Origin of the sequence: Pseudomonas sp. KU26590 (assembly GCF_026153515.1) — a bacterium.
Lineage (GTDB): Bacteria > Pseudomonadota > Gammaproteobacteria > Pseudomonadales > Pseudomonadaceae > Aquipseudomonas.
In genome coordinates this window covers 4,048,418-4,075,025 of record NZ_CP110644.1, presented here as the reverse complement: position 1 = coordinate 4,075,025, position 26,608 = coordinate 4,048,418, and the positions used below count along the sequence as shown (strand labels likewise).

22 protein-coding genes and 1 pseudogene are annotated in these 26,608 nt (G+C 53.4%); 2 read left to right on the top strand and 21 right to left on the bottom strand.

The genetic code is table 11. The annotated features are described in order from the left end of the window. Positions 1 to 28: 28 nt before the first annotated feature. Positions 29 to 1,168, top strand: coding sequence for a methyl-accepting chemotaxis protein (locus tag OKW98_RS27600; protein ID WP_416148508.1), 1,140 nt, complete (start codon positions 29 to 31; stop codon positions 1,166 to 1,168). Positions 1,169 to 1,547: 379 nt separating this feature from the next. Here the strand turns inward: OKW98_RS27600 and tssA are convergent. Continuing rightward, positions 1,548 to 2,426 (bottom strand): annotated as a pseudogene (gene tssA / locus OKW98_RS17855) (type VI secretion system protein TssA); the annotation flags it as partial. A 71-nt stretch (positions 2,427 to 2,497) separates the two neighbouring features. On the opposite strand from tssA, the gene ltrA reads away from it, so the two are divergent. Next, a complete protein-coding gene (gene ltrA / locus OKW98_RS17850; RefSeq protein ID WP_416147332.1) occupies positions 2,498 to 3,991 on the top strand; it encodes a group II intron reverse transcriptase/maturase in 1,494 nt (497 codons plus the stop codon). Between the two features lie 682 nt (positions 3,992 to 4,673). Here the strand turns inward: ltrA and OKW98_RS17840 are convergent. From OKW98_RS17840 to OKW98_RS17755, 20 genes are all read right to left on the bottom strand, one after another. After that, on the bottom strand, positions 4,674 to 5,768 hold the full coding sequence (locus OKW98_RS17840; RefSeq protein WP_265385971.1) for a fatty acid desaturase family protein: 1,095 nt from the start codon (positions 5,766 to 5,768) through the stop codon (positions 4,674 to 4,676). Beyond that, positions 5,761 to 6,894 carry a sterol desaturase family protein gene (locus OKW98_RS17835; RefSeq protein WP_265385969.1) on the bottom strand — a complete coding sequence of 378 codons (1,134 nt, stop codon included), beginning with the start codon at positions 6,892 to 6,894 and terminating at the stop codon, positions 5,761 to 5,763. Before OKW98_RS17835 ends, OKW98_RS17840 begins: the two co-directional genes overlap by 8 nt. Next, positions 6,891 to 7,511 carry a phosphatase PAP2 family protein gene (locus OKW98_RS17830; RefSeq protein ID WP_265385968.1) on the bottom strand — a complete coding sequence of 207 codons (621 nt, stop codon included), beginning with the start codon at positions 7,509 to 7,511 and terminating at the stop codon, positions 6,891 to 6,893. The genes OKW98_RS17835 and OKW98_RS17830 overlap by 4 nt, the downstream gene beginning before the upstream one ends. Then, positions 7,508 to 8,791, bottom strand: coding sequence for a F390 synthetase-related protein (locus OKW98_RS17825; protein WP_265385967.1), 1,284 nt, complete (start codon positions 8,789 to 8,791; stop codon positions 7,508 to 7,510). The genes OKW98_RS17830 and OKW98_RS17825 overlap by 4 nt, the downstream gene beginning before the upstream one ends. After that, entirely contained in the window at positions 8,788 to 9,594 is an 807-nt protein-coding gene (locus tag OKW98_RS17820) for an MBL fold metallo-hydrolase (protein WP_265385966.1), read from the bottom strand. The genes OKW98_RS17825 and OKW98_RS17820 overlap by 4 nt, the downstream gene beginning before the upstream one ends. Beyond that, positions 9,587 to 10,603, bottom strand: a complete 1,017-nt coding sequence (locus OKW98_RS17815) for an NAD-dependent epimerase/dehydratase family protein (protein ID WP_265385965.1) — start codon at positions 10,601 to 10,603, stop codon at positions 9,587 to 9,589. Before OKW98_RS17815 ends, OKW98_RS17820 begins: the two co-directional genes overlap by 8 nt. Then, entirely contained in the window at positions 10,600 to 11,607 is a 1,008-nt protein-coding gene (locus OKW98_RS17810) for a 3-oxoacyl-[acyl-carrier-protein] synthase III C-terminal domain-containing protein (protein WP_265385964.1), read from the bottom strand. Before OKW98_RS17810 ends, OKW98_RS17815 begins: the two co-directional genes overlap by 4 nt. Positions 11,608 to 11,746: 139 nt before the next feature. After that, on the bottom strand, positions 11,747 to 12,175 hold the full coding sequence (locus OKW98_RS17805) for a DUF2628 domain-containing protein (protein ID WP_265385963.1): 429 nt from the start codon (positions 12,173 to 12,175) through the stop codon (positions 11,747 to 11,749). 292 nt (positions 12,176 to 12,467) lie between these two features. Then, positions 12,468 to 13,331: a hypothetical protein gene (locus OKW98_RS17800; protein ID WP_265385962.1), complete on the bottom strand. Its 864-nt coding sequence runs from the start codon at positions 13,329 to 13,331 to the stop codon at positions 12,468 to 12,470. Further along, complete coding sequence (locus OKW98_RS27595) at positions 13,328 to 13,609, bottom strand: hypothetical protein (protein WP_416148506.1); 282 nt, start codon at positions 13,607 to 13,609, stop codon at positions 13,328 to 13,330. Before OKW98_RS27595 ends, OKW98_RS17800 begins: the two co-directional genes overlap by 4 nt. A gap of 59 nt (positions 13,610 to 13,668) precedes the next feature. After that, positions 13,669 to 14,046, bottom strand: a complete 378-nt coding sequence (locus tag OKW98_RS27590; protein ID WP_416147328.1) for a DUF2515 family protein — start codon at positions 14,044 to 14,046, stop codon at positions 13,669 to 13,671. Continuing rightward, the gene (locus tag OKW98_RS17795; protein WP_265385961.1) at positions 14,043 to 16,808 is read right to left on the bottom strand and encodes a type VI secretion system Vgr family protein; all 2,766 of its coding nucleotides are present in this window, start codon (positions 16,806 to 16,808) and stop codon (positions 14,043 to 14,045) included. The genes OKW98_RS27590 and OKW98_RS17795 overlap by 4 nt, the downstream gene beginning before the upstream one ends. 187 nt (positions 16,809 to 16,995) lie before the next feature. Beyond that, positions 16,996 to 17,337: a hypothetical protein gene (locus tag OKW98_RS17790; RefSeq protein ID WP_265385960.1), complete on the bottom strand. Its 342-nt coding sequence runs from the start codon at positions 17,335 to 17,337 to the stop codon at positions 16,996 to 16,998. A gap of 167 nt (positions 17,338 to 17,504) precedes the next feature. Beyond that, positions 17,505 to 18,488 carry a T6SS immunity protein Tli4 family protein gene (locus tag OKW98_RS17785; RefSeq protein ID WP_265385959.1) on the bottom strand — a complete coding sequence of 328 codons (984 nt, stop codon included), beginning with the start codon at positions 18,486 to 18,488 and terminating at the stop codon, positions 17,505 to 17,507. A 10-nt stretch (positions 18,489 to 18,498) separates the two neighbouring features. Continuing rightward, on the bottom strand, positions 18,499 to 20,190 hold the full coding sequence (locus OKW98_RS17780) for an esterase/lipase family protein (RefSeq protein WP_265385958.1): 1,692 nt from the start codon (positions 20,188 to 20,190) through the stop codon (positions 18,499 to 18,501). 54 nt (positions 20,191 to 20,244) lie between these two features. Then, positions 20,245 to 22,953: a type VI secretion system Vgr family protein gene (locus tag OKW98_RS17775; protein WP_265385957.1), complete on the bottom strand. Its 2,709-nt coding sequence runs from the start codon at positions 22,951 to 22,953 to the stop codon at positions 20,245 to 20,247. Positions 22,954 to 23,141: 188 nt separating this feature from the next. Next, positions 23,142 to 23,483: a hypothetical protein gene (locus OKW98_RS17770; RefSeq protein WP_265385956.1), complete on the bottom strand. Its 342-nt coding sequence runs from the start codon at positions 23,481 to 23,483 to the stop codon at positions 23,142 to 23,144. A gap of 115 nt (positions 23,484 to 23,598) precedes the next feature. Then, entirely contained in the window at positions 23,599 to 24,684 is a 1,086-nt protein-coding gene (locus OKW98_RS17765) for a T6SS immunity protein Tli4 family protein (protein ID WP_265385955.1), read from the bottom strand. Positions 24,685 to 24,981: 297 nt separating this feature from the next. Then, positions 24,982 to 26,067, bottom strand: coding sequence for a T6SS immunity protein Tli4 family protein (locus OKW98_RS17760; RefSeq protein WP_265385954.1), 1,086 nt, complete (start codon positions 26,065 to 26,067; stop codon positions 24,982 to 24,984). Then, on the bottom strand, positions 26,048 to 26,566 hold the full coding sequence (locus tag OKW98_RS17755; RefSeq protein ID WP_265385953.1) for a hypothetical protein: 519 nt from the start codon (positions 26,564 to 26,566) through the stop codon (positions 26,048 to 26,050). The genes OKW98_RS17760 and OKW98_RS17755 overlap by 20 nt, the downstream gene beginning before the upstream one ends. Between the last annotated feature and the right edge of the window lie 42 nt (positions 26,567 to 26,608).

Below are 26,608 nucleotides of genomic sequence, written 5' to 3'. Positions count from 1 at the left end.
CGGCCCGGCCTACGTCACCTTGGCGACCATGGCCGGCACGGGCTGGCGCATTGGCCTGGTGACCCCGGAAGCCCGCGTCGTCGGCCTGGCCAACCGCCTCACCGGACAAATTCTGTTATTCCTGTTGCCGCTGTTGGGCGTGCTGCTGGGTCTGGCCTGGCTGGCAGGCAAGCGGCTGCTGGCGCAACTGGAGGAAACCACCGCGCAAATCGACAGCCTGGGGCAGGGCGGGCGTACCGACACTCAACTGGCGATTTTGCGGGCTGACGAGATCGGCGCGCTGCGTGAGTCGGTCAACCGATACGCAGGTTCCCTGCGCAACATGCTGCACCGCATCGCCGAGGAATCGGTGTCCCTGGAACGCCAGGCCAACGACCTGGCGCAGCTGTCCCAAGGCGTCGCCGAGCGGGCCGAATCCCAGCGCCAGGACAACACCTTGCTGGCGACCGCGATCACCGAGATGTCGGCCAGTGCCAACGAAGTCGCCCAGAACACCACGGACTGCTCCGACACCGCCCGCCGTTCGCTGGGCGATGCGCAGAAAAGCCAGGATCAGGTCAACAGCAACAGCCAGTCCATCGAAGTACTGGCAACGGACATTGCCGGGGCGGCGGGCGCCATCACCCAATTGGGCGATGACATCGAGCGCGTGGGCAGCGTGCTGGAGGTGATCAAATCGATCTCGCAACAGACCAACCTGCTGGCCCTCAACGCCGCCATCGAAGCAGCGCGCGCAGGCGAACAGGGGCGTGGCTTTGCGGTGGTGGCCGATGAGGTCCGCACCCTTGCAGGGCGCACCCAGGCCTCGGCGAACGAGATTCAGGAGATGATCTCGCAACTGCGTCAGGCCTCCACTGCGGCGGTCTCGACGATGCAGAACGGCGCCACGCGCACCCGTGAGTCGGTGCAACAGGCCGTCAACGTCGCCGCCACACTGGGCACCACCGTCTTCAGCTTCGACGACATCGTGCAACGCGCCCATCAGATCGCGGTGGCCGCCCAGGAACAGAGCCATGTCACCCACGAAATCAATGAGCTGGCGGTGCGCATTCACGCCTCCAGCGAACAAGGCGCGCGGGATGCCGGCACCTTGCGCGAACTGGGCAAAGGCATGCAGTCGATCTCCGGTCGCCTGGGTGCATTGAGCCGGGGTGGCAATCAGACCTGAGGTACCTTGTAAGGCCGCGACATCGCGACTGGCCACACCGGCCTCTTCCCGGCTAAACCCGGTTCCACTAGAAAGACTGCGTGCGGTCACCAGGACCTGCTTCCGCCTGGAAGCCATTGATCCGATTTATTCGGTTTGTAGGAGCCGGCTCGCTGGCGAACGCAGTGGGTCAGTCGGCATCTCCAGTCCAGCGCCACCACGTTCGCCAGCAAGCCGGCTCCTACAGTGAGTGCGCGTGCATTCAGTGGAAATGGTGGTGACACCAGCCTCTTCCCGGCTTAAGCCGGTCCTGCAGTCAGAGCTGTTTATGGGGACAGATTGATTTACAGGGCTTCACCCTAAATCAATCTGTCCCCGGCAACCGCACTTGCGTGCCGTATCAGCCCTTCGGCTCTTTGGTCCCCAGCACGTCGCGAATGCTGTCCACCACGTTGCTGTCCTTGATGACGTCGTTCAGCCAGCCTTCCAGCGGCATGTTGCCCCATTTGATCGCGCGTTCGATCAGGTACGGCACCGGGCTTTGTGGCTCGGTCTGTTTGAAGAACTGGGCGACGCCGGCGAGCATGGTGAAGGCTTCGTCGCGGGTCAGCGGGGTGGTGCGCAGGGGCACTGACGCGGTGTCTTTCACGGTGATGGTCATGGCAGGCCCCGCAGCGGGTTGATCGGCTGTTTCGGCGACAGGCTCGACGGTCGGTTGCGCGGGCGCCGGATTGACCTCCACGCCACGGTCCTTGAGCAGTTTTTCCGCCAGTTGCGCGGCGCGGGAAAGGATCTCGCTCAGGCCGGCGAAGCTTGGCGCCTCAACACCAAACAGACGATCCGCCGTGGCTTGCAACGCCCGGCAGGCCTGCAGGCTGTCGGTGATTTCCGAGGCCTTGCGCAGGAAGTGTTCGGTGTCGGTCAGCACCACCGAACGCTGGAAGATTTCCGCGTTGATCTTGCCTTCGTCCAGCGCGATGCGCATGGCCTGGGGGTTTTGCAGCGCCAGGTTCTCGATGTGCCGGGACTCGTCGTAGCGCAGCAGGCCGAACGAGTCGCCCTGGGTGATCGGCAGCCCGCCCACCACGTCGGCCAGGGTGGTCTTCAGCCAGGCCAGGCGCGCGGCGCGTTCTTCCAGGCCTTCGTCCAGCGCCGGGAACAGGTCATCCCAGAAGCGTTCAAGAATCCGCTCGGCCAGGGTCAGGCCGAAGGTGATGCCGAGAAAGTGGTATTTGTGCGCCAGGGCTTCGCTGAGCCAGGCGACGAGCATCAAATCGCGAGGTGCAGGGTGAAGCGTTGACAGGGGAAACCGATGGGCCAGCCATTGAGCCGCGTAATCAGGAATCCGGGATGCCGATGCTGTTAAGCGAAGCAGAAGGCAATACGGAGCATGGCGCTATACGCCAGTCATTCTCTGATCCCGCGCGGTCGGAGACCCTGTGCACGTCGGGAAGTCCTTTGCACAGAAACTGGGAGATCTCAGCGGCGCCCGGTGCGCAAGCACCGGGCGGAGCAGGAAAGGCCAAAAGCCGTAACCCTGCTGCTTACGCCGCTGAGAAGTCGGATACGTCCGTAGTACCTGAGAAGCCATCGAACAAAGGGCTTGGCCCTGCGGAGATGGTGGAGGAAAGGGACGTAGCCAAGGGAAACACCGACAGGCCTCCCGTGCCCCGGACACAGAGCCGGATCAGTTGCGCGTCGATGGGGCTTGAAGGTGTACGTGAAGCAGTCCGCAGGAACAAGGGCATGCAGTTCACGGCATTGCTACACCACATCACACCACAGTTATTGGCGCAGAGCTTTTATGCGCTGCGTCGCGATGCTGCGGTAGGCGTGGACGGTATGTCGTGGCGAGACTATGAGGAAGGTCTTCTCCAGCGTGTGACGGAGTTGTACGGAAGGCTTCACAAAGGAGCTTTTCGAGCAACGCCATCGCGGCGGGTCTACATTCCCAAAGCCGATGGCAGGCAGCGCCCGTTGGGTATTGCTTCTTTGGAGGACAAGATCGTACAGCAGGCGGTTGTCACCGTTCTGAATGCGATCTATGAGGAAGACTTTCTTGGGTTCTCGTATGGGTTTCGACCGGGCCGCAGTCAGCACGATGCGCTAGATGCGTTAACGGTCGCGCTGAAAAGTCAAAAGGTGAACTGGATACTTGATGCGGATATCACATCGTTCTTTGATGAGATCGGCCATGAATGGATGCTGATGTTTCTGGGGCACCGGATTGCAGACCGGCGCTTGCTCGGGCTTAGCTGCAAATGGCTTCAAGCGGGTGTTATGGAGGATGGCCGTAGGGTGGCTGCGACCAAGGGGACGCCCCAAGGGGCAGTGATATCGCCGCTGCTGGCAAATATCTATCTTCACTACGCGCTGGATCTATGGGCAAGGCAGTGGCGCGAGCGCCACGCCCGTGGCGATGTGATTGTCGCGCGCTATGCGGATGACAGTGTGGTGGGGTTCAGGACGAAAATGCAGGCTCAGCAGTTTCTGGTGCAGTTGCAGGAACGGTTGGCCAGGTTCGGTCTATCGCTCAACACCTCGAAAACACGACTGATTGAGTTTGGTCGTTTTGCCGTGATGAATCGCAGGAAACGAGGTTTGAGAAAACCGGAGACTTTTGATTTCCTGGGTTTCACCCACTGTTGTAGTGTCAGCCGACGCGGTGACTTCCAAGTACTGCGACTGACTGTCAAAAAGCGTATGCGTGCGACGTTGCTGGCTATCCGGGGTGAGTTGAAATACCGGCGTCATGAACCCATCCAGGTTCAAAGGCAATGGCTTACCCGGGGGTACGTGGGTACTTCAATTACCACGCGGTACCGGGAAACTCAAAGCGGCTGAGTGGCTTCAGGAAAGCCGTTTGTCGATATTGGCGCCAGGCGCTCATGCGACATAGCCAGCGGAATCGGCTGCAATGGTCTCGCTTCGGGTTGCTCACAAATCACTACATATCCAGCCTAAAGAATGCACACCCATATCCTGAGGATCGCTTCGCGTCACGTACCCGAGGCAGGAGCCGTATGCGGTAGTTCCGCACGTACGGATCTGTGCGGGGGGGGCGGGTAACTGCCATCCCTACCGCGATCACGCGGTGGAGGGATTTGGCCATTTCCGACCTGGTCCGTCCCCCGTAGCATTGGATCCATCAAGTGGTGAGCAGGAGTTCACCAGGATCAAGGACGATCGACCATCGCCTCGGAGGCAGCCGACAGGGAGTCGGGATGGTCTTGGAAAAACCCGCTTCGGCGGGTTTTTTGTTGGGGGCGGGAAAGTCCTCGGTCATCCCGGATCATGTGCGCGTTACCTTCCACTTGCGCAGGCTCTGACGATGTTTCTCGAGATATTTACGGCGACAAATCTCCAGACAGATCTCCTTGCGCTAGGACCGAATGAGCGCCCACTGCACACTCAATTCGCGACTGCGCCGGCTGTTGAGCGACAAAATGCCCCACAACGGGAAAAGTAGACAAACAATATTAATGCGGTGGTGCCAGAAGTCACAAAGCTTCTGGGTCTGAGTTCTTCAGGTGATATTCGTCACCTGCGTGCTCTGCCCCATGCTGCGCAGGAACTTTCGCTGCTGCCTGAGCAACTCACGGTAGTCAATACAGCGATAGTGCATGCCGTGGCGGGGGGCCAGATCGGCGATGATGTTTGCCAGCGCCGGGTAGTGTCGATGACTCCAGCCAGGGAACAGGTGGTGAGTCAGATGAAAATTCAGCCCGCCCACGACATGGTGCAGCCAGCGTGGATTGGTTTGCCAGTCACAGGTTGTCGCGAAGTTATGTCGATACCAGCCGTGTGGCATCAACGGACTGCCTGATGGCTGATAGAACTCTGCTTCTGCCCAGTGCGTACCGAGCAGCAGAAATACCACCCATAGAGAGGCGAGCATCTGGCTCACAAAGTAGGCGATCAGTACCGTCGCCCAGCTACCCTCGAATATCAACAGCGGCACTATCAGTACCAGCAGCAAATGGCATGCCTTACTGGCCAGAAATACTGCCCAGCCTTTGTTTCCCGGAAGAGTTCTTTTGACTTTTAGCGGCGTCTTCCCAAGGCGGTCCGACCAGTCGAATATCCATGAGATGTAGGGCAGCGACAGCGCTGCGACCATGGGCCAGTAAATATGTTGATAGCGCATGTGTTTACGCCAGCCCTGGAAGGGCGACTGTCGCAGGACGCCATTTTCCTCGGTGTCCAGATCGTAATGTTCAACGTTGGCATAGGCATGATGAAACTGCACATGCCTGACTCGCCAATAATCTGGATCAATCCCGAGCGGCAACGTCATCAACCTCCCCACCAGTCGGTTTGCCCAGGCTTCCCGGAAAAAGGCATTGTGGGTGGCGTCGTGAAACACCATCACGTTGAGTAGCATGCCTGTCAGGACAAACATGAAATAGCAGCCCACGAATGCCCACGCATTGTGTTGCATAAGGCTCGAGGCATAAAAACCACCGCACAGCAGTATAAGAAGCAATGCCGTCACCTTTTGCCGAATGCTTGCGTAGCGATGATCGTCTGCCAGATAGGCATGGGCCGCTCGTTTGAGGGCGTGGTGAAATGCCTGTTCGCCATCGGCAGGGAATGACAAGGGGGCAAGTGACTCAGCCATGATGTTTTTCCACCGGATTTGCGGTTGAAAGGTTGTAGCCGCGAGAAGAAAGGGCCACCCATGCCCCGTGCAAGGCCAGGGCGACCATCGGCAATTGCCAGTACACCTGCGACCAGCCGTAATAACCCAGAAACAGCAACGCCAGCCCCAGGCATACTACCAGCCAGACAGGAACACTCCAGGTCCTCGCTTCGGTCATTCCCCCCAGCGCCACCGAGCCCATCACGAGAAAGACGAACAGGACGACCTGCGGCCAGGTGATGTCGCTGTAGCCATAGCCGTACTGATAGATGTAACCCACCACCAGCGCGAAAAGCAGCAACGCGCCGCTGAAAATGCTCAAGCCCGAGACGCGCGAGCGGGTCGGCTCGTCCGATGTTATCGACAGTCGCAGGTAACGCAGGAAGGGCACGTTGCTGGCCCAGAACGGGTTAGCGGAAGAGCGAGGTCCACCGATTCCGAATGTGTAAGGGGTATCGGGCAGGCTGGAAAATGTACCGAACAGCTTGTCCCAGAAAATGAAAGTGCCACCGAAGTTCTTATCGGAATAGGCCCTGTCTTTGACGTGATGCACACGATGATGGGTTGGGGTGACGAAAATCTTCTCCAGCACGCCCAGCTTGGGTATCAGCGCATTATGGTTAAAAAACTGCATCGAGTAATGCAGGATCGACACTGCGACAAACACATGCAGTGGCACCCCCAGCACGGCCAGCGGAATGAAGAACGGAATCGAGGTGAGCGATGAATACCACGAATTACGCACACCCAAGGACATGTTAAAGTGCTCACCCTGGTGATGCACCACATGCACGGCCCAGAGCAGGCCAACGTGGTGGTGAAGGCGGTGCAACCAGTAGAAACAGAAATCCCATGCCAGCAACGCGAACGCCCAGACCAATAGTGGCGGCCATGTATCCAGCAGGCCAAGGCTCAAGTAAGTCACAGCAAGTCCGTAACAGGTTACTTCCATGCCACGGAACAGCCACAGCATGAGGTGGCCGGAATTCAGATTGAACACCACGTCATGCCAGTCAACCGGCTTGCGCTGCATCCACTGCAGAATGACGGCTTCGCCTGTTACGGCCAGCAGCATGATTATGATCGGAATGGCCAGATCACTCATTGCATATTCCCTTTGAGTGCGACTTGCCTGCTTCGGCCGAGCGCATCGACCAGCAAGCCCGACACCATTGCGAGCATGGCGCCACTGACCACGTCGATGAACAGATGGCGGCGCAATTGCAGGATCGAATAGGCAATGGCGGCCACCCATAAGATAAACACTGCAGTACGTACGCTACGCTTTGCGGCACTGATCCCCCAGACTGCCAGCACCATCAGGGCCATGTGCAGGGATGGCAGGCAATTCTGGGTCGAGTCCACATAAGTCAGCGTTGCCAGCAGGGTAGAGCTTAATGTTGTGCCCTCATCGACCGGATACACCATCGTTGTTGGCCACAGCAGGTAGACCGTTCCGGCACTCAGTGCGGTAAGGCGCATGGCGCGAGACAGCCAGCGTACTCGATCGAGTGGGGTCATCAGATAGCCCAGTGGAACAACCACGAAGAACGACAGGTAAAGCCAGATTGCGTGCGGCGTGAATGCGATCATCCGGTCGAGCGGTGAGGGTGTCATGACTTGGCCGGTCCTCTGCAAATGGTCGGTCAGCGTATAGATCAGACCGACTGAACCCCAGCCAAGCAGCATGTGCCACAACCGGAACATCACGGGGTTGCTCATGCTTCTGCCTGCCGGACAATACGGCGTCGTTTGCGATCGAAGTTCGGCATCACGTTCTGCACCGTCAGTTGCCATTCCAGTTTGTCAGTGGCGATACCCTGTTGTGTGAACAGTGCGACAAGTTGTCTGCGGCCGTGCTCCAGTTCGGTTTGCGTACAGTCTGCAATCAACTGCAACCGGGTTTTCGAGAGCTGAATCAAGCGGTAGTCACTGGTCAGAGGCAGTGCATTGGCAATTGCCCGACTGCACAGGTCGGCAAAGATAATCTGCATCTCACCGTGCTGGTCAGGCAGCGAAAGCTGATCGTCGCGGCGACCTTCGATTCGGGAAATTGCCATCGAATGCTGACCGCACGGGCAGGGCGCGGATTGCCTGACCAGTACATCATCCAGTCGGTAGCGTACGATAGGTTGGGTACTGCGAGTGAAGTCCGTGATCAACGGCGTGAAGCGATGCTCATCAAGCCACTGGGGCTCAATATGCACGAACTCTTCGTTCAAATGCAGCGTGCCATGAGAACATGTGGCCGCCAGAAAACCTTCGGTTGCCTGATAGACCTCGCCGACCTCGCGGAACACCGTGTTCAGCAACTGGCGATCCTGCGCATCCAGGACTTCGGCGACGGAGATCACTTTCTTCACGTCGAGTTGGATCTGCCCGCCCAGAGCGGCCAGGGCCAAAGCGCGCAGCACCTGTGCTGGCGCAACGATAATGGTAGGCGCCTGCGCCTGTAAGCGAGGCAACTGCTCAATGAACGGCGTGAACAGGTCATAAAAGGCCAGGCTCAGCCAGCGATTGTCGACGCTGTGGTACAGGTTATTGTCCGCACGTAAAAACAGCGCCACTCGCTCACCCGCGAAAATACCGTCTGGCAGCATCTTGGCAAGCATCCCGCCCGCCCAGATCTGCTGTTCCTGCGGGCTCACAACAAAAACGCCGCGCTGCCCTGACGTGCCCGAGGACAGCCCGACGCTAAAGCGGCCGATGCGTGGCGTGAAGTCGCGTTCGGCTTCGCCGCGCCTTGCGCAGGCCAGCAACTGATCACGTTGCAGACCTGCGGTGTTCATCTGGTCGAACTGCGTCATCATCAGCGCTTTGTCCATCAGCGGCCATTCGTTGAATGGCAGAGCGCTGTAAGCCCGAAAATAAGGACTTTTGGCCAGCAACCTATGGGCAAAGCGCTTCAGTTGCCTGTTCTGAAAATGCTCTAGTGCCTGACGACTGGAAAAGCGCCGGCGGCGCGCTCGCCAGTAGTGCCAGAGCGTCATCACCGGGATCATAAATCGCCCTCGTGGCACAATCGGATATCCACATGACCTGCTGCCCACAACAGGTTCAGACGATTCAGCGTCTGGTAGTAGGCCTTGCTGTCATCCATCAGCACGTTGGCAAGCACAGAAGGCCCGCGCAATTCTTGATAGCTCAGCGGCGACCATGCGGAATCACTGGCCAGCAGTGTCCAGCCATCTTCTGTAAGAATAAATGCACCTATGTGTCCGGCCGCATGACCTGGTAGTGGCACCAGAAAAATCTGCCCGTCACTGCCCGGTAGTTCGTAGCCATGTGTAAACGGTGCCAGTTGCCCGGCCAGGCTCACCTGCTCAAAGCCCTCGACGAACTGCAACGCTGCCTCGAAACCTTCGGGAATCAGTCCCGGTACGAAGGCGCGCTTGAGCGCGGCGATGCCACGTAATGAGCGGGTTTTCTGCCAGCCTTCGCCCGAGCAGATAAAGTTGAGATGACTGAAGTCCCGCAGGCCGGCGATGTGATCGGCATGGAAGTGGGAAATGATCAGCGCCTGAATATCGTTGGCTGCGTAACCCGCATTACGCAGTTGATCCAGTAGCGTTTCACCCGCATCCAGATATACCGGGGTAACCTGGCTGTAGATGCGGAAAACCCCCGACCGGGTATGCTCCTGAAAATGGTTGGCGTAGCCGGTATCCCATAACCAGCGGCGATCGCCAACCTCCAGCAGATATGCCCTGGACGGAAATTTGCAGACCCGCAGGCCGGCGCCTTGCAACGCCATACAACCGATATGCGTGCAGTAACCCACTTCAAAGGTGGTAATGCTAGCCATAGGGTTTCACCGCGTGAGACTTAAGCCACTCTCCCGTGAGCTGAACGCCTTCTTCCATCGAGTACCGAGGCCGGTAGCCCAGTTCTTCAATGGATCGCGTCTGGCTTAGGGTCATATCGAAGTTCACCGCCGCCACACTGTATCGAGTCAGCACGGGCTCCTTGCGCGTTATACAGGCCAGAAGCTCGAGTGCCGTCGCCAGCGAGTGCAGCAATCGGTAAGGCACGCGCTGCACACGATAACGAATGCCGAGTTGTTCGTGCAGTAACAACTGCAAGCTATCCACCAGTCGCATGGGCTGATGATTGGTAACGTTGTAGGCAGCGCCGGAAGACAACGAATTGTTATGGCTCGCCAGGTCCATGGCGTGCACAACGTTCAGTACGAACGTCAGGTCCAGCACCGCCTGACCACCACCCGGCAAACGCAAAACGCCATGATCGCGTTCTATCTGGCTCAGGATCCGGGGCAGAATTACCCGGTCATAGGGGCCGAACAAGCCACGAGGCCGCAGGATAATAAACGTGGTCTGTGGATAAAGCGGTACCAGCGCCTGTATGGATTGCTCTGCCTGGTACTTGCTGTTGGCGTAGTGATTGGCGAATCGTCGGGCACGGTATTGCTCGTCAATACACTCATGGTCTTGAAAGTTGAAATAGATCGCAGGGGTGGATATGTGCACGAAGCGCGAAACGCCGCAGCGGCCAGCTGCCTCGGCCAGATTTTCTGTGACGACTACATTGGCCTCATGAAACTCGGCCTCGCTACCCCAGGGAGAAGACTTTGCTGCGCAGTGCCAGACCACGTCACTGCCGAGCATCAATTGCTCACATTGCTGTGCTGTAGCCCGGGTCAGATCCAGGACGGTGAACTCCGCTCCTTTTTCTCGCAGCAGATTCCCCACTGCCGAGTCCCGTCCGGTGGCATGTACCTTATGGCCTGCGCTCAACAGCCACTCTGCTGCATTACGTCCGAGGCCGCTGGTGGCGCCGGTCAGCAGAACCTTCATGGCAGCAGCACCATGCCCGCCAATGTCAAACCGGCAGCGGTACCGATCAGCATTACTGGTTTGCCGCTTGTAAAACGACCGGTGGTAAAAGCAGCGTGCAGCGCCGTCGGAATCGATGCCGAGACCTGGTTACCGTGATAGCGATAAATATCCACCAGTACCTCAGGTCGTACTCCAAGCCTTTTCCGCATGTGCTCAAGCGACAGATGGCTGGCCTGATGGGGGACCACGGTGGCGATCTCGGCAAGCGTCAATCCGCTCCTTTCCAGAAGGCGTGCGAGGTAGCCCTCAATCAACGCGGCAGCCTGACGAAACAGCTGCTTGCCCTTCATATGGAACAGAAAGTTTCTGTCAGTCATGCCTGTACGTGGATTGCGACGTGTGCCGCCTGCTTGAATCTCGCACAGGTCGCTGCCCTGCGGATAAGTCTCGGATAGGCTGCTCAGAATGCCGCTGCTCCCGTCACCGCGTTCGACAATGGCACAGGCTGCTCCGTCGCCAAGGATCAGCGAGCTTTCTTCGTCATCCCAGTCGATACCGCGCGAAACGAGATCTGCCGACACGATCGCGATGCGCTTGTAGATTCCGGCATTGAGCAAGCCTGCGGCGACCTGTAGCGCTGTAATGAAGCCGACGCAACTGCTGTTGATATCAAAGCCGGGGGTACCCGACGGCAGGTGTGCCGCTTTGAGAATCAATGCTGCCGTGCAGGGTAGGGCCTGCATGGGTACTGCCGAAGCCGAGATCAACAGATCAATCGAATCCGCCGGGATCTGCTCTCTTCTCAAGGCATCCTGAAGTGCTTGTGCTGCAAGTTCGGCCTGGCTGGCATCGAGTGTTGCGTGAAAACGGCAATATACGCCCGAGCGCTTTTCGACATAACCCGCAGGCTTGTTCAATAACGTGTCCAGCGCAGACGAGTCAACTCGATTTGCGGGCACCGCTACGCCCGTCGCAATAATTTTCAGTGGCAGCAAGGCTGCGTGGGAAGAGGGCGCTGTCATTGGAGTCCTGGCTTCGCATCCATGTGGCAATTACCTGAATGACTGATTCAAATATGACGCTGGTTGAATAGGGTATTGGTCGATGGACTGCGAACCTTTATGCTCGGCAGGGGGCGGTGCCATCGGTTACCTTTTCGGATTAGAGACGCATGCCTTTGAACGGATTCCAGCCTTGCTCGCCTTTTACTTCTTTTAGGTAATAGGAGTAGTTGACGGTCAGGGCATACATCAGGGCGTAGGCCACATTCAGACCTCCCCCCAACGCGTAAGGAACCTCGGTTCCCAAAAGCGTGCATACAAGAAGGATCAAGGCGTTGGTCGCGAGCATTATGCCAATCAACGCAATGCCTTTTTTCCACAGGCCCAGCACGAAGAAATAAACGGGACCAAAGAAATACGCGATGACGTTGAGGTTGATGAGCATTTTCTTCCTGAAGCCGGGAAGTGATTTGAGGCCGGCCTTGAAGCGTGGATCGTTCGGCGCACCATACGTCTCGAAGAAATTGAAGCGCTCCTGCCACTTGGCGCTATACGTGCCAATGCTGCGCGTCTGATCTGCTGTGCTCATGGTGCTGCTCCTGATGTTCCATAGGGTGACGTTTTCTTCCAGGAAATCCTGTGTTCTGGCGTTTTTCTGATCAGGGTGCTGAGTGTATGGAGTTTTTGGGTTGTGTACTACGCAACCGCGTAGCCTGGGCGCTAAATCGCCACAATTCTTCATCTGGTCAGCTCCTGATAGGCGGCCATTGCCTAAAGCCGCTCGTTTTTTCTGGGCAGGTTGCTGCCAGCTTATCGGCTGTCGTGGCTGACCCGTCCCCATGACCGGACGTGCATCAATCATCTTGCCAAGCGCATCAGGTTCAATGCTGTGCTTCCAGGATGCTGATCGTTGGATTCTGGTAACGCTCGTCAATGGCGACTCCCAGTTTCTTCAATTGGCTTTCCGCGGTCGCACGTTGCGATGCCAGCTTTTTCAGTAGGTCGGGTAACAGCTCTTTCATGCGATTGCGATCAGATGAATCAAAATATTCTGAAAAAAATCTTTTTTCGGATTTGAAGGTGAGCGTAAAAAGATAGGTCCCGGTTTTAGAGGGTTCTTTTTCACTGTCTTCCCGTTGAACACTCACTGTAAGGTATTCATTACCACGGTAAAATGACCAATCACTAAAGATGGGCATTGACCGCCATAGCTCTTCGGGTAGGCGTATTGACGGGTCACTCCAAGGTCCTGTCATGACAGGCTTACCGAGCACTTCATTCACCGTGTCAAGCTTGTTTATTTCCGTTCCGGAAATTCGTGGTTCACCGAGACGTATATACCGTTTCCAACCCGCATTTTGGAGTGACGTCAACAGCTCATAAAATTTTGATTCCGCTTCGGTGTGTAATGAATCTTCGGGTACTTCGAGGGGGTTCAGACTGATCAGCTCGATTTTGTTGCCGTCCTGAGTGTAGATCGGTACTGAAAAAGCAAAGACTCGCTGGATTTCAAATCTGGATTTTTCTCCACCTAACATCATGGTCAGAAATTTTCCGCTACGTACGGGTTGTCGATGCCGATACCAGCACAGCTCAGAGTCACAGTCACTGGAAAGATCTGATCCTAGATTTTTCTTGGTGGTCTCGATAGTATCTCCAAGCCAGAATTGCACAGCGCTGTTTTTTGGCACGTTATCCCAGCATCCAGAGAGCAAAAGAAAGGTTAGGCATAAAACAAATCTCATGTTCGCTCGTTCCAGGTGGAAATAGTACTGATTGCCGAGTTCATATAGGACGCTGAAGAAAACATTTTCTCGTGATAGCTGTTCGCAATTTCAGTAATAAAGACCATTCGGTCAATTTTGTCATAAAGTTCCCCCTTGGTCATGACTTTGAGATTATTGATTTTTGGTACGGCCGCACTAAACCAGGGGAGTTTTTTAAAGCTTGCTTGAAAGTTATCTTCACAGTCTCCAATGCTTCGACTGTCTATGCATTCAAAGAGCTGCTCGGGGTGGTTTATATAGAACCAATACCAAACAAAAATATCTTGAAAAAGCCAAAATTCCCCATGCCTAAAAACTATTTTGACAAGTCCATCGATAAGTCCATTAACGGAACCGCCCTCATCTTAGTGTGGGTCGTATAGTCCAGCGCACACATGACCTGCTTGCTGGCGAATGCTGCCAACCCGGTCCAGTAGAATCGCCCTTTTAACTCAGGTTTTCCTTTGTGCTCAAGCTCAAGATAGATTCGGGCGTAATTACCTGCGATACGCGCAGCGCGCGTGCTGAAGTCGCTTATCAACTGGTATCGGGGTGGTTGCTGATAAGGTGCGCGTGTCTGTACGCTCAACCGCCTTACGGCGACTTGCTGACCGATGGACCACAACTGTCTACACTTCGGGTTCAGATCGTTGATCGAGCAAGCCTGAGTGTTAAATTTAAAGTCATTCTTCATGGTTTTTTACTCGGAGAATATTCGTCCGATCCCGCGGGCACGACCAACTCGTCAGGCACAAGCGTAACCTTGCCATTACCAGGCTTGTCGCTAAAAATCCGTGGAATATTACCGTCTTGGTCGGTAAAAAATATTTTCTTGCCTTCGTCAGGAATATCAACCTCGACCGCGACATCCTCAAGCGGTACACCGTGGGTGGTCATGAGGCGATTTTGCTCGTCATACAGCCCTGCGGGCACTGCGATGGGAAGCTCCTTATTTGCGTAGTCCATGCTTGCGGGACCGCTGAGGGTCTTTTTGGCACCTTTGATGTCTATTGTGCCTGGCGCATGCACCTCGATATTGCCGCGTATGATCCTGATATAAGCGCCGCCACTGGTCAGCAAAATTTCCTTCTGTGCAGACATTTCTACTAACTGTGCAAGGGAGGTGATTTTCATGCCCTGCTGCGCGGTCAGCTCCATCGCATCACTCTGCGCCTGCAACTCGATCTTGCCCTTTGCCGCAAACAGTTTGGCCCCCGCGTTCTGTGCAAACAGGCTGATGCTTTGCGCCACGCTGGCCAGCAAGGATTTACCGCTGGCGATGCTTACGTCTTCGCCGGTGCTCAGGGTCAGGTGTTTGCCGCTGTGCAGGTGGGTGCTTTTCGGCGTGGCGGTGGCGATATCGGCAGGGGAGGAGGCGATCAGCAGAGGTTGCTGGTAACCCGGTGTCTTGCCGCGTCCGCCGCTGCGTATTGCCCAGGCGGTGTCGCCGCCGTTGCGTTGTTGTTCGCCGGGGCCCTGGCTCGGGGTGCCGTCGTCGCTGCCGTAGGTCACATCGGCGTCGCTGTTGAGCTGGGTCAGGCTGTCCAGGCCTTCCTGCATGGGTAGGGCATTGTGCTGTTGCGCGGTGTCGGACAAGGTCTTGACGCGCTGCTCGCTGTTTTTCAGTTGTTGCTGCGCTTCGCTGGCATCGATCTGTGCGCCCTGGGCTCCGCTGCGTTTCCAGGTGCTGAGGTAAAGACCTTGCTGAGCGCGCAGTGCGCCGTAGGCATCGGTGCGTAACTCGAAACCCGTGCCGCGCAAGCCACCCCGGTTGTTACCTCGCTGGTCGATCAGGTAACCAAGGTTAAGCTGCGTATGCCCGTGGCTGCTGTGGATCTGGGTACGGACCTGTCCGGTTGAGTCGTCCATCACCCACTGGTTGAAGCCACCGCCGCCGACTTCCTTGCTCTTGTAACCGGCCATCAGCCCGCTGGAGTGCCAGGCCGGCTTATGACCGCCGTAGACCTGGCCCATGACCAGTGGCCGATCAATGTCGTTATCCAGGAAGGTGATGACCACCTCTTCACCGGCACGCGGCACATGCACACTGCCCCAGTCCGGGCCGCTGCTCGGTTGCATCATGCGCAGCCAGCATGAGCCCAACTCGCCATCCTGAGACAGGCGGTCCCAGTGGAAGCGTACGCAGACCCGGTTCAGAGTGTCTGTAAACACCTCATGACCGTTGGGTGTGACTACCACGGCGGTCTGCGGGCCGGGATTATTCGGCTTGAAATGCTCAGCGGGGCTGCGAAACGGCACGCTGTGCAACTGGCCTTCGAAGCGGTTGAGGAAGAAACCATGACTGCCCACGCCCAAGGTGTCCGCTACCTTGTTCACGACCCCAATTCCTGAAGGCTCAGGACGAACAGTTCTGAACAGCGCCGCCAGACTGCCCGGCACTTCGCGTCTCTCCTTGGCCAGCGGCAGGTTGCTCTCGGCGAAGATCTCGACTTCGATCAGCAGGAACTGACGCTCTTCAGCCGCCTTGCGTTCGTACAGCGGATGCTGGGTCAGCTCAAACCAGCGTCCGGCTTCCATCTGCCGCACGCCGCTTTGACCTTGCACGCGACGAGCCTGCGACTCACGCTGCTCGATCTGTACCCGGCTCAGCCATTCGCCGCGATCCTGTTTCTGCCAGCCGTACTGGCCCTGATACTCGTAACGCTCCAGCGCCTGCGGTGCCGAAGCGGCCTGCAAGGCAGGCATCACGGTCTCCCGCGGCTGGCCGTGGGCCAGGTAATCGACACTGCGCCAGTGCAGCTTGCCACTCAACAGTTGTGAGCCGCTGCTCCATTGGGTAATGCCGTCCTGTTTTTCGGTGACGTTCTGGGTATGAAAGCGAATGCTCTGCGGCGCCAGCGCGGGCAGGGTATCGACGGTGTCAGTGAAGACAATGCAATGCTTGTCCGCGGTGTGTTCGATGTACCAGAAAATGCCTTCCTGTTCGCACCAGCGCTGCACGAAGTTGGCATCGCTCTCATTGAACTGGGTGACGTAGGAAAGCGGGGCGTATTCACGACGCAGGTCCAGGCGGTAGTTGCCCTTGGCCTGTTCATACAGTGAGAAAACGGCTTCCAGAATCGTCGGCAGGTTCTTGTCCTGCCAGATGCGGCAGTCGAGGCGGTATTCAAGCAGGCTGAACCAGGGGGCGAAGACCAGTTGCCAGTCGTGCAGGCCGCCGTCATTACCCAGATAACGCACGCTCTCGACCAGGCCATGGCGCTGCGCGGGAGAACCGTCATCGCAGAGAATGGCCAGGCTGACGGGCTGGCCGATGAGTTTTTCAGGATCGTATTCGGTGTCCTGCACCACCACGTCGAGGGTGTAGCGAGGCACGCGCCCGATGCGCTCGACCCCGTGCACGCGCAGGGCCTGGAGCTGATGCTCGCCCAGCGGCGTGGTGAGTTGCAGCAAGCGTCCGCTCTGGCTGAGGGCGGTGCCGAAGGTCAGATCCATGATGTAGCTCCTTTACTCTGGATATATCCGCGTAACTTTGACGCGGCCGAGGCAACCGCTCAAGTTTTTTTACGCGCGAATCTGCCTTAGTGGCCAAATGGTCTGGATAAAAAGGCAATGTCAATGGCAAGATAATGGGTAATGGCCGTGTATTAGGCGAGTAAGCCCACTATCCTGATTGACTCATCTATAGAAAATTTTTCTTATGGGCATAACTGATCAGCGCCGCTATGGCTAAAGCTAAACTTGCGTATAGACAGAATTCACTAATATGTGATGCTGTATCAAGGAGTTGTTGGTTTTCTGTGCTGCCTCCTGATCCGCTAATGCCGCTGGCAGATCCGCCTAAAAAAATAGCTCCCGATGTTATACCTACCGCCAAAAATGAGAGTGACATTTTAAATAAAGTAGTGCAGGTGAGAATGTTTGAAATGCCTCCTTTGGCATCCGCATTGACAATACGAAAAATTACGGTTGCCACATAAGCTATTCCAAACAACGCAGCTGCGAAAAGAGCGACTGTTATCATTGTTTTTCTCCGTAAATTAATTGTCTAATATTTTTATTGGTATCGATCGTGAAAAGCTGTATCGATTAATCGGGTCGATAAGTAGGTAAGCTACAACGTCAGGCATTTGATTGCTTCGCATAAGCTGCTATCTACACTTACAATGGCTTAAGGTCGAGATAACTGGATCAGGGCAGTGGTTTCAAACTGTCTACTAACTTATCCCAAAAAGCCAACGCTTCATCGTCTGACTTGAAATCACTGCCCTTTTCGTGAGTACCTAATTCTAAAGCTATATAGGGTTCAGTATTAGATTTCAAAGTTCCCTGGTATTCAACTTGGAAATTGTAAAACGTTTTTCCATCGGTTAACGCCTTAACTGCAACTTCCTCGGCTTTGATATTGCCTATCATTCTTTCCTTTTTTCTGAGTGTTTTAGTTATGCTCGCCAATGCTTTCAGTTCTTTGGAGAGTGCGCTATTTTGCGGGTTTTCAAAACGCTGTATCAATCCGTCTTCTTTTTTGGCTATGCGCTGTGTTAATAAGCTTACATATGTGCCGGGATGTCCTGCTATCTGTGCTCCCATATAAATTGTTTCTTTTGCATAGGTGTTTGGTAAAGTAGTGTAACCCGCCTCCAATGCGAACGCACCAGGCGCTGGTGCATCTTGAGGTCTTCTAAAAAAAATAGCATCACTGAGTTTTCGAATTTTTTCGATAGCACTCTCGAGATTTTCTGCAGATATGGCAGTTGCGGTCATGTTATAAAGAGTGTTTTTAGTAGTCAGCAAATAAACGTTTAGTGTGTAGTACTCTTGGCGCTTAGACAGAACAAGAGCGCTGCCATTGCTAAGAGGGATAGTTTTCTCGTATACAGTGGATTTGCCGCGGACTAAATCATCTTTTAAGTCGATTATGTTTTTTTCTATGTTGTAGTTGATATCCTTTTTTCCGTTTTTGCTGATCAACTTAATTTTTTCATTAAAGATTTTATAGTCTGTCAAGATGTCGGAGTTGCTGGGTAAATCTATTTTGAATCTGCCAAAATAATTTGTGGTCCATGGAGTCATAAAGTCACCTTCTACTGGATTGGCCAAAGCAGCTTGATTTTGAGTTAGGGCAAAAGCTAAAATACAAAATAAGTTTAGTATTTGAAAGGATTTTTTTTTCATGTTGATCATCTCAATATATTTTTTCAGATAACCTGACTAAGCTGTACAGAGTAGAATAGAGGGTTCTTCCTGCTTTGTCAGTATAGGCACCTTGGTGAACATAGCCGGTTGTATTATTAAATTTTCCTTCTTTGCAATAACTATTTAGAAGGCTGGCATTCTTGCCGTGAGCGAATGCGCCAAGTACTCCTGGCTTTCCTCTAGGAGCCGAAGCAGAGTACACCGGCACAGTGCCGTCCCCAGCATGAGTTTTTTCACCGACGATAAGCTGAAGTTTCCCATTTAGTTGAATGTGAGCATCAAGATTATCGCTAGTTAGTTTAGCAGACTCAAGGTCTACGTCATTTAGGTTCTTAGTGGTCCATTCTATGCCGCCCCAAGTAAAAAAGTCTTCTGACTTAGCCTCGGCGCAATAATGAACGTAAGTTTTTTCATGGTACTTTGATTCAAGCAGTTTGTGAACGTCTTTTACTGAATTTATTATGTCATAAAACTTATCGCGTAAGGAGTTACCTTTGCTGTGTAAGTCGCCGTCATCTTCTCCGCTAGTTTCAACAAGGCCCGCTGGGTCGAATAAATTATCATTGCTCTCTGGGATCAATGCCCACCATTGTGTAGACTTGTAAATTTCTTCGTAGGGGCATTTTTTAGGTAGGTTTAACTCTTTTTTTCCAGTTGATTGTTCTCGTACAAACAACCACGGTTGCGCATCGTTATAATCTCTAGACGGTAGTAGTTCCATAAGCCCCTGAGCAAATGCCATAACTGCTACGGCATCGGCGGCATCACGGCCTAGTATTTTTTTCTCTGCGAGCGCCTCAAAGCCGGCCCGTACACGCTTATAACTAGCTGGCGCACCTGTGGCAGGCATTGCCCCATGTACAATACCATATATATTACTGTAGCCATGGCAGGCGACCATCGCTCTTGCAACAAGTCCACCCATGGAGTGGGTGACAATCAACACCTTTTCTGCTTTTCCAGAGTAGTGAGGTATAACAGTATTTTCTATATACTTGATTATATCTCCTGCCGAGAGTTCGTTGGATTGTAGCCAGTTGTAACCTGCTGGCCAAACTTCATATTGCACATCTGCAGCAGCCTTTAAACCGCTTGCGTCTCCCAATTGGGAGAGACTTGGGTTTTCTTCCCAGTCTCCCCATTCCGACGGTGCTTGCTCAACACGAGCCTTCCATTCACCCTGAAGTACTCGCTCTATCATGATGTTGTTCATCTGACGTTGCATTTCATTAATGATCGGATGATATGAGGTTCGCATGATTGAACCCCACTTACGGGTACGTAATTCATCTTCAGTTAAGCCACTTTCGCCGCCATCAACTTCACCATCTTCATAAACGCCAACCGCGCCCGGCGTAGAGTCTAACTCGGCTTGGCGTTGCTTTGCTGACTTGAACACGCTTCCAAGTAACAAGCCTAACGTTTTGATAACAGGAAAAATACCGTCAACATTCGGTGCCACCCACACTGGCTTTCTGGTCTTCATATTCATCAAATTAGTACCCATCACTCCAGGTATGAAGATAATGGGCACAACCTTCCCGCTTTTACACGGAATAGATTTCTCAACCGGATCGTTTGACCGTGACATGGTCGTCGTTGCCATTAGCTCGCCATCTGCATCATGTTCCTGAGGCAGATGGAGCGTATTATCAGTTGGGGGTGAACTGTTATTTCCCATGGTTAGCCTCCATGCGTTGGTCTGTCTGGGTTACGAAGAAAGAGGAGTCAAGCATTACGCCTCTCCCAGCACTTTGATTTTTACGAATTCTGCAATCTGACTTTGCTGAAGCGGTATCTTGCCAGCGGCATCAGAAACGTACTGCATGACACTCCCATCTGCGCGGGTCACTTCGACTTTCATACCAGCAGCAGGTTCTCCAGTGCTCTGTTTGCGAACCACATAAGGGTCCGCAAAGTCGGTCTTGGGCATTTCGTTGTAACTGTGCGACAGACTGGTCGGCCCGCTAAACGTCTTCTTAGCCCCTTTGACATCAATTGTCCCTGGCGCATGGATCTCGATGTTGCCGTCCTTGATGCGAATATAGCCGCCACCGCTGGTCAGCAAAATACCTTCCTGTGCAGCAATTTCTATTCCGGCTGCGGTCGAGGTGATTTTCACCCCCTGCTGCGCCGTCAGCTCCATTGCATCACTTTGCGCCTGCAACTCGATCTTGCCCTTTGCCGCAAACAGTTTGGCCCCCGCGTTCTGTGCAAACAGGCTGATGCTTTGCGCCACGCTGGCCAGCAAGGATTTACCGCTGGCGATGCTTACGTCTTCGCCGGTGCTCAGGGTCAGGTGTTTGCCGCTGTGCAGGTGGGTGCTTTTCGGCGTGGCGGTGGCGATATCGGCAGGGGAGGAGGCAATCAGCAGAGGTTGCTGGTAACCCGGTGTCTTGCCGCGTCCGCCGCTGCGTATTGCCCAGGCGGTGTCGCCGCCGTTGCGTTGTTGTTCGCCGGGGCCCTGGCTCGGGGTGCCGTCGTCGCTGCCGTAGGTCACATCGGCGTCGCTGTTGAGCTGGGTCAGGCTGTCCAGGCCTTCCTGCATGGGTAGGGCATTGTGCTGTTGCGCGGTGTCGGACAAGGTCTTGACGCGCTGCTCGCTGTTTTTCAGTTGTTGCTGCGCTTCGCTGGCATCGATCTGTGCGCCCTGGGCTCCGCTGCGTTTCCAGGTGCTGAGGTAAAGACCTTGCTGAGCGCGCAGTGCGCCGTAGGCATCGGTGCGTAACTCGAAACCCGTGCCGCGCAAGCCACCCCGGTTGTTACCTCGCTGGTCGATCAGGTAACCAAGGTTAAGCTGCGTATGCCCGTGGCTGCTGTGGATCTGGGTACGGACCTGTCCGGTTGAGTCGTCCATCACCCACTGGTTGAAGCCACCGCCGCCGACTTCCTTGCTCTTGTAACCGGCCATCAGCCCGCTGGAGTGCCAGGCCGGCTTATGACCGCCGTAGACCTGGCCCATGACCAGTGGCCGATCAATGTCGTTATCCAGGAAGGTGATGACCACCTCTTCACCGGCACGCGGCACATGCACACTGCCCCAGTCCGGGCCGCTGCTCGGTTGCATCATGCGCAGCCAGCATGAGCCCAACTCGCCATCCTGAGACAGGCGGTCCCAGTGGAAGCGTACGCAGACCCGGTTCAGAGTGTCTGTAAACACCTCATGACCGTTGGGTGTGACTACCACGGCGGTCTGCGGGCCGGGATTATTCGGCTTGAAATGCTCAGCGGGGCTGCGAAACGGCACGCTGTGCAACTGGCCTTCGAAGCGGTTGAGGAAGAAACCATGACTGCCCACGCCCAAGGTGTCCGCTACCTTGTTCACGACCCCAATTCCTGAAGGCTCAGGACGAACAGTTCTGAACAGCGCCGCCAGACTGCCCGGCACTTCGCGACGTTCCTTGGCCAGCGGCAGGTTGCTCTCGGCGAAGATCTCGACTTCGATCAGCAGGAACTGGCGCTCTTCAGCCGCCTTGCGTTCGTACAGCGGATGCTGGGTCAGGTCAAACCAGCGTCCGGCTTCCATTTGCCGCACGCCGCTTTGGCCCTGCACGCGACGAGCCTGCGACTCACGCTGCTCGATCTGTACCCGGCTCAGCCATTCGCCGCGATCCTGCTTCTGCCAGCCGTATTGGCCTTGATACTCGTACCGCTCCAGCGCCTGCGGGGCCGAAGCGGCCTGCAAGGCCGGCATCACGGTTTCACGTGGCTGGCCGTGGGCCAGGTAATCGACACTGCGCCAGTGCAGCTTGCCGCTGAGCAACTGCGAGCCACTGCTCCATTGAGTAATGCCGTCCTGTTTTTCAGTGGCGTTCTGGGTGTGGAAGCGAATGCTCTGCGGTGCCAGCGCGGGGAGGGTATCGACGGTGTCGGTAAAGACGATGCAATGTTTGTCAGCCGTATGCTCGACGTACCAGAAAAGACCTTCCTGCTCGCACCAGCGCTGCACGAAGTTGGCATCACTTTCATTGAACTGGGTGACGTAGGACAGCGGGGCGTATTCGCGCCGCAGGTCCAGGCGGTAATTGCCCTTGGCCTGTTCGTACAGCGAGAAAACCGCTTCCAGAATCGTCGGCAGGTTTTTGTCCTGCCAGATGCGGCAGTCGAGGCGGTATTCGAGCAGGCTGAACCAAGGGGCGAAGACCAGTTGCCAGTCGTGCAGACCTCCGTCATTGCCCAGATAGCGCACGCTCTCGACCAGGCCATGACGCTGCGCGGGAGAACCGTCATCACAGAGAATCGCGAGGCTGACGGGCTGGCCGATGAGTTTTTCAGGATCGTATTCGGTGTCCTGCACCACCACGTCGAGGGTGTAGCGAGGCACGCGCCCGATGCGCTCGACCCCGTGCACGCGCAGGGCCTGAAGCTGATGCTCGCCCAGCGGCGTGGTGAGTTGTAGCAGGCGTCCGCTCTGGCTGAGGGCGGTACCGAATGTCAGATCCATGGTGTAGCTCCCTTACTCTGGATATCCGCGTAACTCTGGCGCGGTCAGGACAATCGCTCAAGTGTTTTCTTTAAGCGGGAGCCTGCCTTAGTGGCCGAATAGCCTCGATAAAAAGGCAATGTCAATGGCAAGATAATGGGTAATGGCCGTGTATTAAGCGAGTAACCCCACTATCCTGATTGACTCATCTATAGAATATTTTTCTTATGGGCATAACTGATCAGCGCCGCTATAGCTAAAGCTAAACTTGCGTAGAGACAGAATTCACTAATATGTGATGCTGTATCAAGGAGTTGTTGGTTTTCTGTGCTGCCGCCTGATCCGCTGATGCCACTGGCAGATCCGCCTAAAAAAATAGCTCCCGATGTTATACATACGGCCAAAAATGAGAGTGACATTTTAAATAAAGTAATACAGGTTAGGATGTTTGAAATGCCCCCTCTAGCATCCGCATTGACAACACGAAAGATCACGGTTACCACATAAGCTATTCCAAACAACGCAATGGCAAAAAAAACGAGCATTATCATTGTGTTCTCTATAAATTAATTGTCAAATACTGTTCTCAGTGGTAGCACATGATGTGCTGCATTGATTATGTACGCGGGTCAGTCATTCACCCTAGTCCTGCTTCTGGCAGCCATACTATCGAAAGCTAAAAGAATCAAGAGCTGTGTCCCAGATATGCATAAAGTCAGCTTCGGTTATGTCACTACCTGCGGTCTTGTCAAAAAAACCTGCAGGGCTTGAAGGTTTTTTATCTACGGTATAACTGTAATCTAGCTGTATCGTAATTTCTGGTTTTTCAGCAACGCCTGGAATGCCTGGGTAATACCATTTTGCGTTGACTTCAATCAGATAATTCCCCGCTGATTTTTGAACGCTTGCCTCGATAACCTCTTCACCAGATAAGTCGTGCAAAATGCGTTTCGCATTTCGATAAGTGTGGTGCTGATAGTCCGATTTCATAATCCAGTCAGCTTCATCACCTAAATCAATTAGGGTAGAGCTTAGCTTCCTTTCAGACAAGGCTGAATTAGCTTCACCGCCATACTGATCTGATTGAAATTTCGCTTTAAGATTTGCTATATCTGAAAGCTCAAAATTTATGTCTATGGCCTCATCTCCAGTTTTTTGGCTTATGCAACCTGTCACGTAGCAAAGAGATGATTCTTTAAGGTCTTTTGACTCTGCTTCAAGCTTGTTGATCAATGCTTTAATTTCGTTGTCTTTATTTAGCGCGCCATCTCCACCTAAGGTGAAGAACGTATTGTCCCTCCAGATGTAGGCAAGTGTCGAAAAGGCGATTTTATCTATCGCTGAGCCGTCAAGCCCTTCGCCCTGTATGCGAATGTGGTTATACTTTAAAAGTTGTGTATTGTTAGGTAGGATTTCTCGTTCCGCAGATTGTATTTTGTTAGTGATATTTTTTTCATATATTGATGTCCATTCCTTTTCGGCAGCGTGTATAGCTCGAGCCTTTAAATAGTCAGGCTGGATTTTTATGGGTACACCACTAACCACTAAGTTTGCCTCCACCATTTTGGCACTAGCCGGCAAGCTAATTACGTAACGTCCAGTTAAAAATTTTTTCATGTCCGTCTTTCTGTCGGAAATCATTTCCTGCTGCTCCTTACATGTGTTTAATGTCGTAAATAATAGCGCTAGTAAAAACATTGAAAATAGGATTAGTATGTTTTTTTTGCTTCTTTCCGTATTGAGCTTTAACATAAATTTTGAGCTTCTTTAGCGATTTTATCTGGGATTTCCCGTTTTTTCCGATTAGTTAAATGTCTTCGTTGTATATCTTGTAGTCGGTTATAACTTTAGAACTTGCAGGAAGCTCTAGTTTGAATCTTCCAAAGTAATGCGCATCCCATTTTTCGGTAGTTATGTAGTTTTTTCCGCACTCTTGAGCTAAGGTTGGCTCGCTATGAATAGTAATTAATATTGCCGAAAATACGCACAATTTTATGAATTTGAATAGGCTTTTCATGTGTTATCGGTATTCTAAGTCTTAGCGGATTTTTAGAGTTTATTCGGATGGAAAGACTCAAGCAAATTGTTCCAAGATGAGAGAAATTCTTCTTCAGTCAAAACTTTTTGTGATCGGCTTGGGAAACTAGGGGCGATGTCAGGTAAATGATCGGAGGTGAACGAGTAAGTCGCGGTTATCCTGATTTCTGGTTTCTGAACGTCTTCCGGCATGCCGGGGTAGTACCACATACCGGTGATTTCAGTTAGGTACGTGCCATTCAGCTTTTGAGTTGTGCCTTCAATAATCTCTTCTCCATTAAAATCGCGTATCACTCTACTGGAGTTTTTAAATTTTTTGATTCTATTGTCTGAGTCACTGAGCCATTTTAACGCGCCAGGTAATTCCAAGTCAGGGACGCTTGGCGTCCGATCAGAAAGTGGAAGGTTAGGTTCGCCTTGGTAGGTGTCAATGTTGAATCCGATATTAAATCCCTTGATGTTAGTGTCTTCAAAAGAAACACTTACGGACTCACGTTCATTTTCGTTACCTTCAATACAGCCTTTGACAAAACAAAACCCGCTATTCCTATCATCTGATACATCAAAGCGTGACATTAAGAAAGCAATGCGAGATGGATCTTCTAAAGTGCGCTCTCCGCCTACCTCCAGCAGTATATTTTTTTTCCACACAAATCCTAGAGAGCTGTTTGAAATCTCGTTCATCGGTTTACCATAGACATCAACACCTGTCACGCGTTTGTGATTATATGCAATCATCCACGCAGTGTCCGATGGGCGTGATATCTCCGCTGGCTTTTCTATAGTTTTACGGCCTGTCTCATTATTCTTTATCGCCGCCAATGAACTGTCGACTAATCGTTCTGTACGCGGTTTTATATAATCAAAGTATACCTTTATAGGAATGCCATTCTTGTTGAGTGCAACATCAGCGAGCTTCATGCTCTCTGGTATCTCAACACTGTAGCGAGCGATGGCCGCGGAATATGTTTTGGTATTTTTGGCGGTTCGCATTTTTGCGAGTTCCTCTTTGTAAAATAGCATAAAAATAATTGATAGGCTGATGGCAAAGCCGAGTGCTATGATTACATAGTTCTTTTTAGGTTGCGCGGTCAACATAGCTTTTTGCTCTTTTAGCTATATTTATTATAGAGTGTACGGTTACTGCTCTGACTGTTTGGTTATCATATGATGTGCCGTGGGCGAAACCTTTAAGCATTGCAGAAAATTTTACGTGAGCAGTAGGCGCTTGTCCGGACAGTGTTGACACCGTTCCATCGCCGCCCTCATCTTGCTTGCCCATGTGGGCACGGTAAGCATCCCCAGCATAATCTGCGCCGATTACGCCTTGCCCATTAAACGTGCTATAGGCTATGTTCCCTGCAGTTTCAAGATTTCTCACGACTAAGCTATTACTGCCAGTATCAGAATTTAATTCTAGACTTGGAGTCTGCTGTTGATTCAGTTTTGATGCCCAAATCATGGCGTTATTTTTTAATGGAGTAATTATCCAGGTTATTTTATTCCAGGCTGGTTGTTTTCTATCTGCTCCAAAATGCACATAAGTTGGGTTAAAGTAGTAGTTTTCGAGTTCCGCATGGAACTCTTTTGCTGTCATAAGATCCGTAATATATTGTTTCCAGGGTCTATAAGATAAGGA

Excerpts from the sequence above, each read along its gene's own strand:
- OKW98_RS17810 (WP_265385964.1), bottom strand. The coding sequence starts at position 11,607 with ATGACAGCGCCCTCTTCCCACGCAGCCTTGCTGCCACTGAAAATTATT.
- OKW98_RS17760 (WP_265385954.1), bottom strand. The coding sequence starts at position 26,067 with ATGTTGACCGCGCAACCTAAAAAGAACTATGTAATCATAGCACTCGGC.
- OKW98_RS27590 (WP_416147328.1), bottom strand. The coding sequence starts at position 14,046 with ATGAAGAATGACTTTAAATTTAACACTCAGGCTTGCTCGATCAACGAT.
- OKW98_RS17780 (WP_265385958.1), bottom strand. The coding sequence starts at position 20,190 with ATGGGAAATAACAGTTCACCCCCAACTGATAATACGCTCCATCTGCCT.
- OKW98_RS17755 (WP_265385953.1), bottom strand. The coding sequence starts at position 26,566 with ATGACAGCAAAAGAGTTCCATGCGGAACTCGAAAACTACTACTTTAAC.
- ltrA (WP_416147332.1), top strand. The coding sequence starts at position 2,498 with ATGCCGATGCTGTTAAGCGAAGCAGAAGGCAATACGGAGCATGGCGCT.
- OKW98_RS17820 (WP_265385966.1), bottom strand. The coding sequence starts at position 9,594 with ATGGCTAGCATTACCACCTTTGAAGTGGGTTACTGCACGCATATCGGT.
- OKW98_RS27600 (WP_416148508.1), top strand. The coding sequence starts at position 29 with ATGGCCGGCACGGGCTGGCGCATTGGCCTGGTGACCCCGGAAGCCCGC.
- OKW98_RS17825 (WP_265385967.1), bottom strand. The coding sequence starts at position 8,791 with ATGATCCCGGTGATGACGCTCTGGCACTACTGGCGAGCGCGCCGCCGG.
- OKW98_RS17795 (WP_265385961.1), bottom strand. The coding sequence starts at position 16,808 with ATGGATCTGACCTTCGGCACCGCCCTCAGCCAGAGCGGACGCTTGCTG.
- OKW98_RS17835 (WP_265385969.1), bottom strand. The coding sequence starts at position 6,894 with ATGAGTGATCTGGCCATTCCGATCATAATCATGCTGCTGGCCGTAACA.
- OKW98_RS17840 (WP_265385971.1), bottom strand. The coding sequence starts at position 5,768 with ATGGCTGAGTCACTTGCCCCCTTGTCATTCCCTGCCGATGGCGAACAG.
- OKW98_RS17775 (WP_265385957.1), bottom strand. The coding sequence starts at position 22,953 with ATGGATCTGACATTCGGTACCGCCCTCAGCCAGAGCGGACGCCTGCTA.
- OKW98_RS17790 (WP_265385960.1), bottom strand. The coding sequence starts at position 17,337 with ATGATAACAGTCGCTCTTTTCGCAGCTGCGTTGTTTGGAATAGCTTAT.
- OKW98_RS17805 (WP_265385963.1), bottom strand. The coding sequence starts at position 12,175 with ATGAGCACAGCAGATCAGACGCGCAGCATTGGCACGTATAGCGCCAAG.
- OKW98_RS17800 (WP_265385962.1), bottom strand. The coding sequence starts at position 13,331 with ATGAGATTTGTTTTATGCCTAACCTTTCTTTTGCTCTCTGGATGCTGG.
- OKW98_RS17765 (WP_265385955.1), bottom strand. The coding sequence starts at position 24,684 with ATGTTAAAGCTCAATACGGAAAGAAGCAAAAAAAACATACTAATCCTA.
- OKW98_RS17815 (WP_265385965.1), bottom strand. The coding sequence starts at position 10,603 with ATGAAGGTTCTGCTGACCGGCGCCACCAGCGGCCTCGGACGTAATGCA.
- OKW98_RS17770 (WP_265385956.1), bottom strand. The coding sequence starts at position 23,483 with ATGATAATGCTCGTTTTTTTTGCCATTGCGTTGTTTGGAATAGCTTAT.
- OKW98_RS17785 (WP_265385959.1), bottom strand. The coding sequence starts at position 18,488 with ATGAAAAAAAAATCCTTTCAAATACTAAACTTATTTTGTATTTTAGCT.
- OKW98_RS17830 (WP_265385968.1), bottom strand. The coding sequence starts at position 7,511 with ATGAGCAACCCCGTGATGTTCCGGTTGTGGCACATGCTGCTTGGCTGG.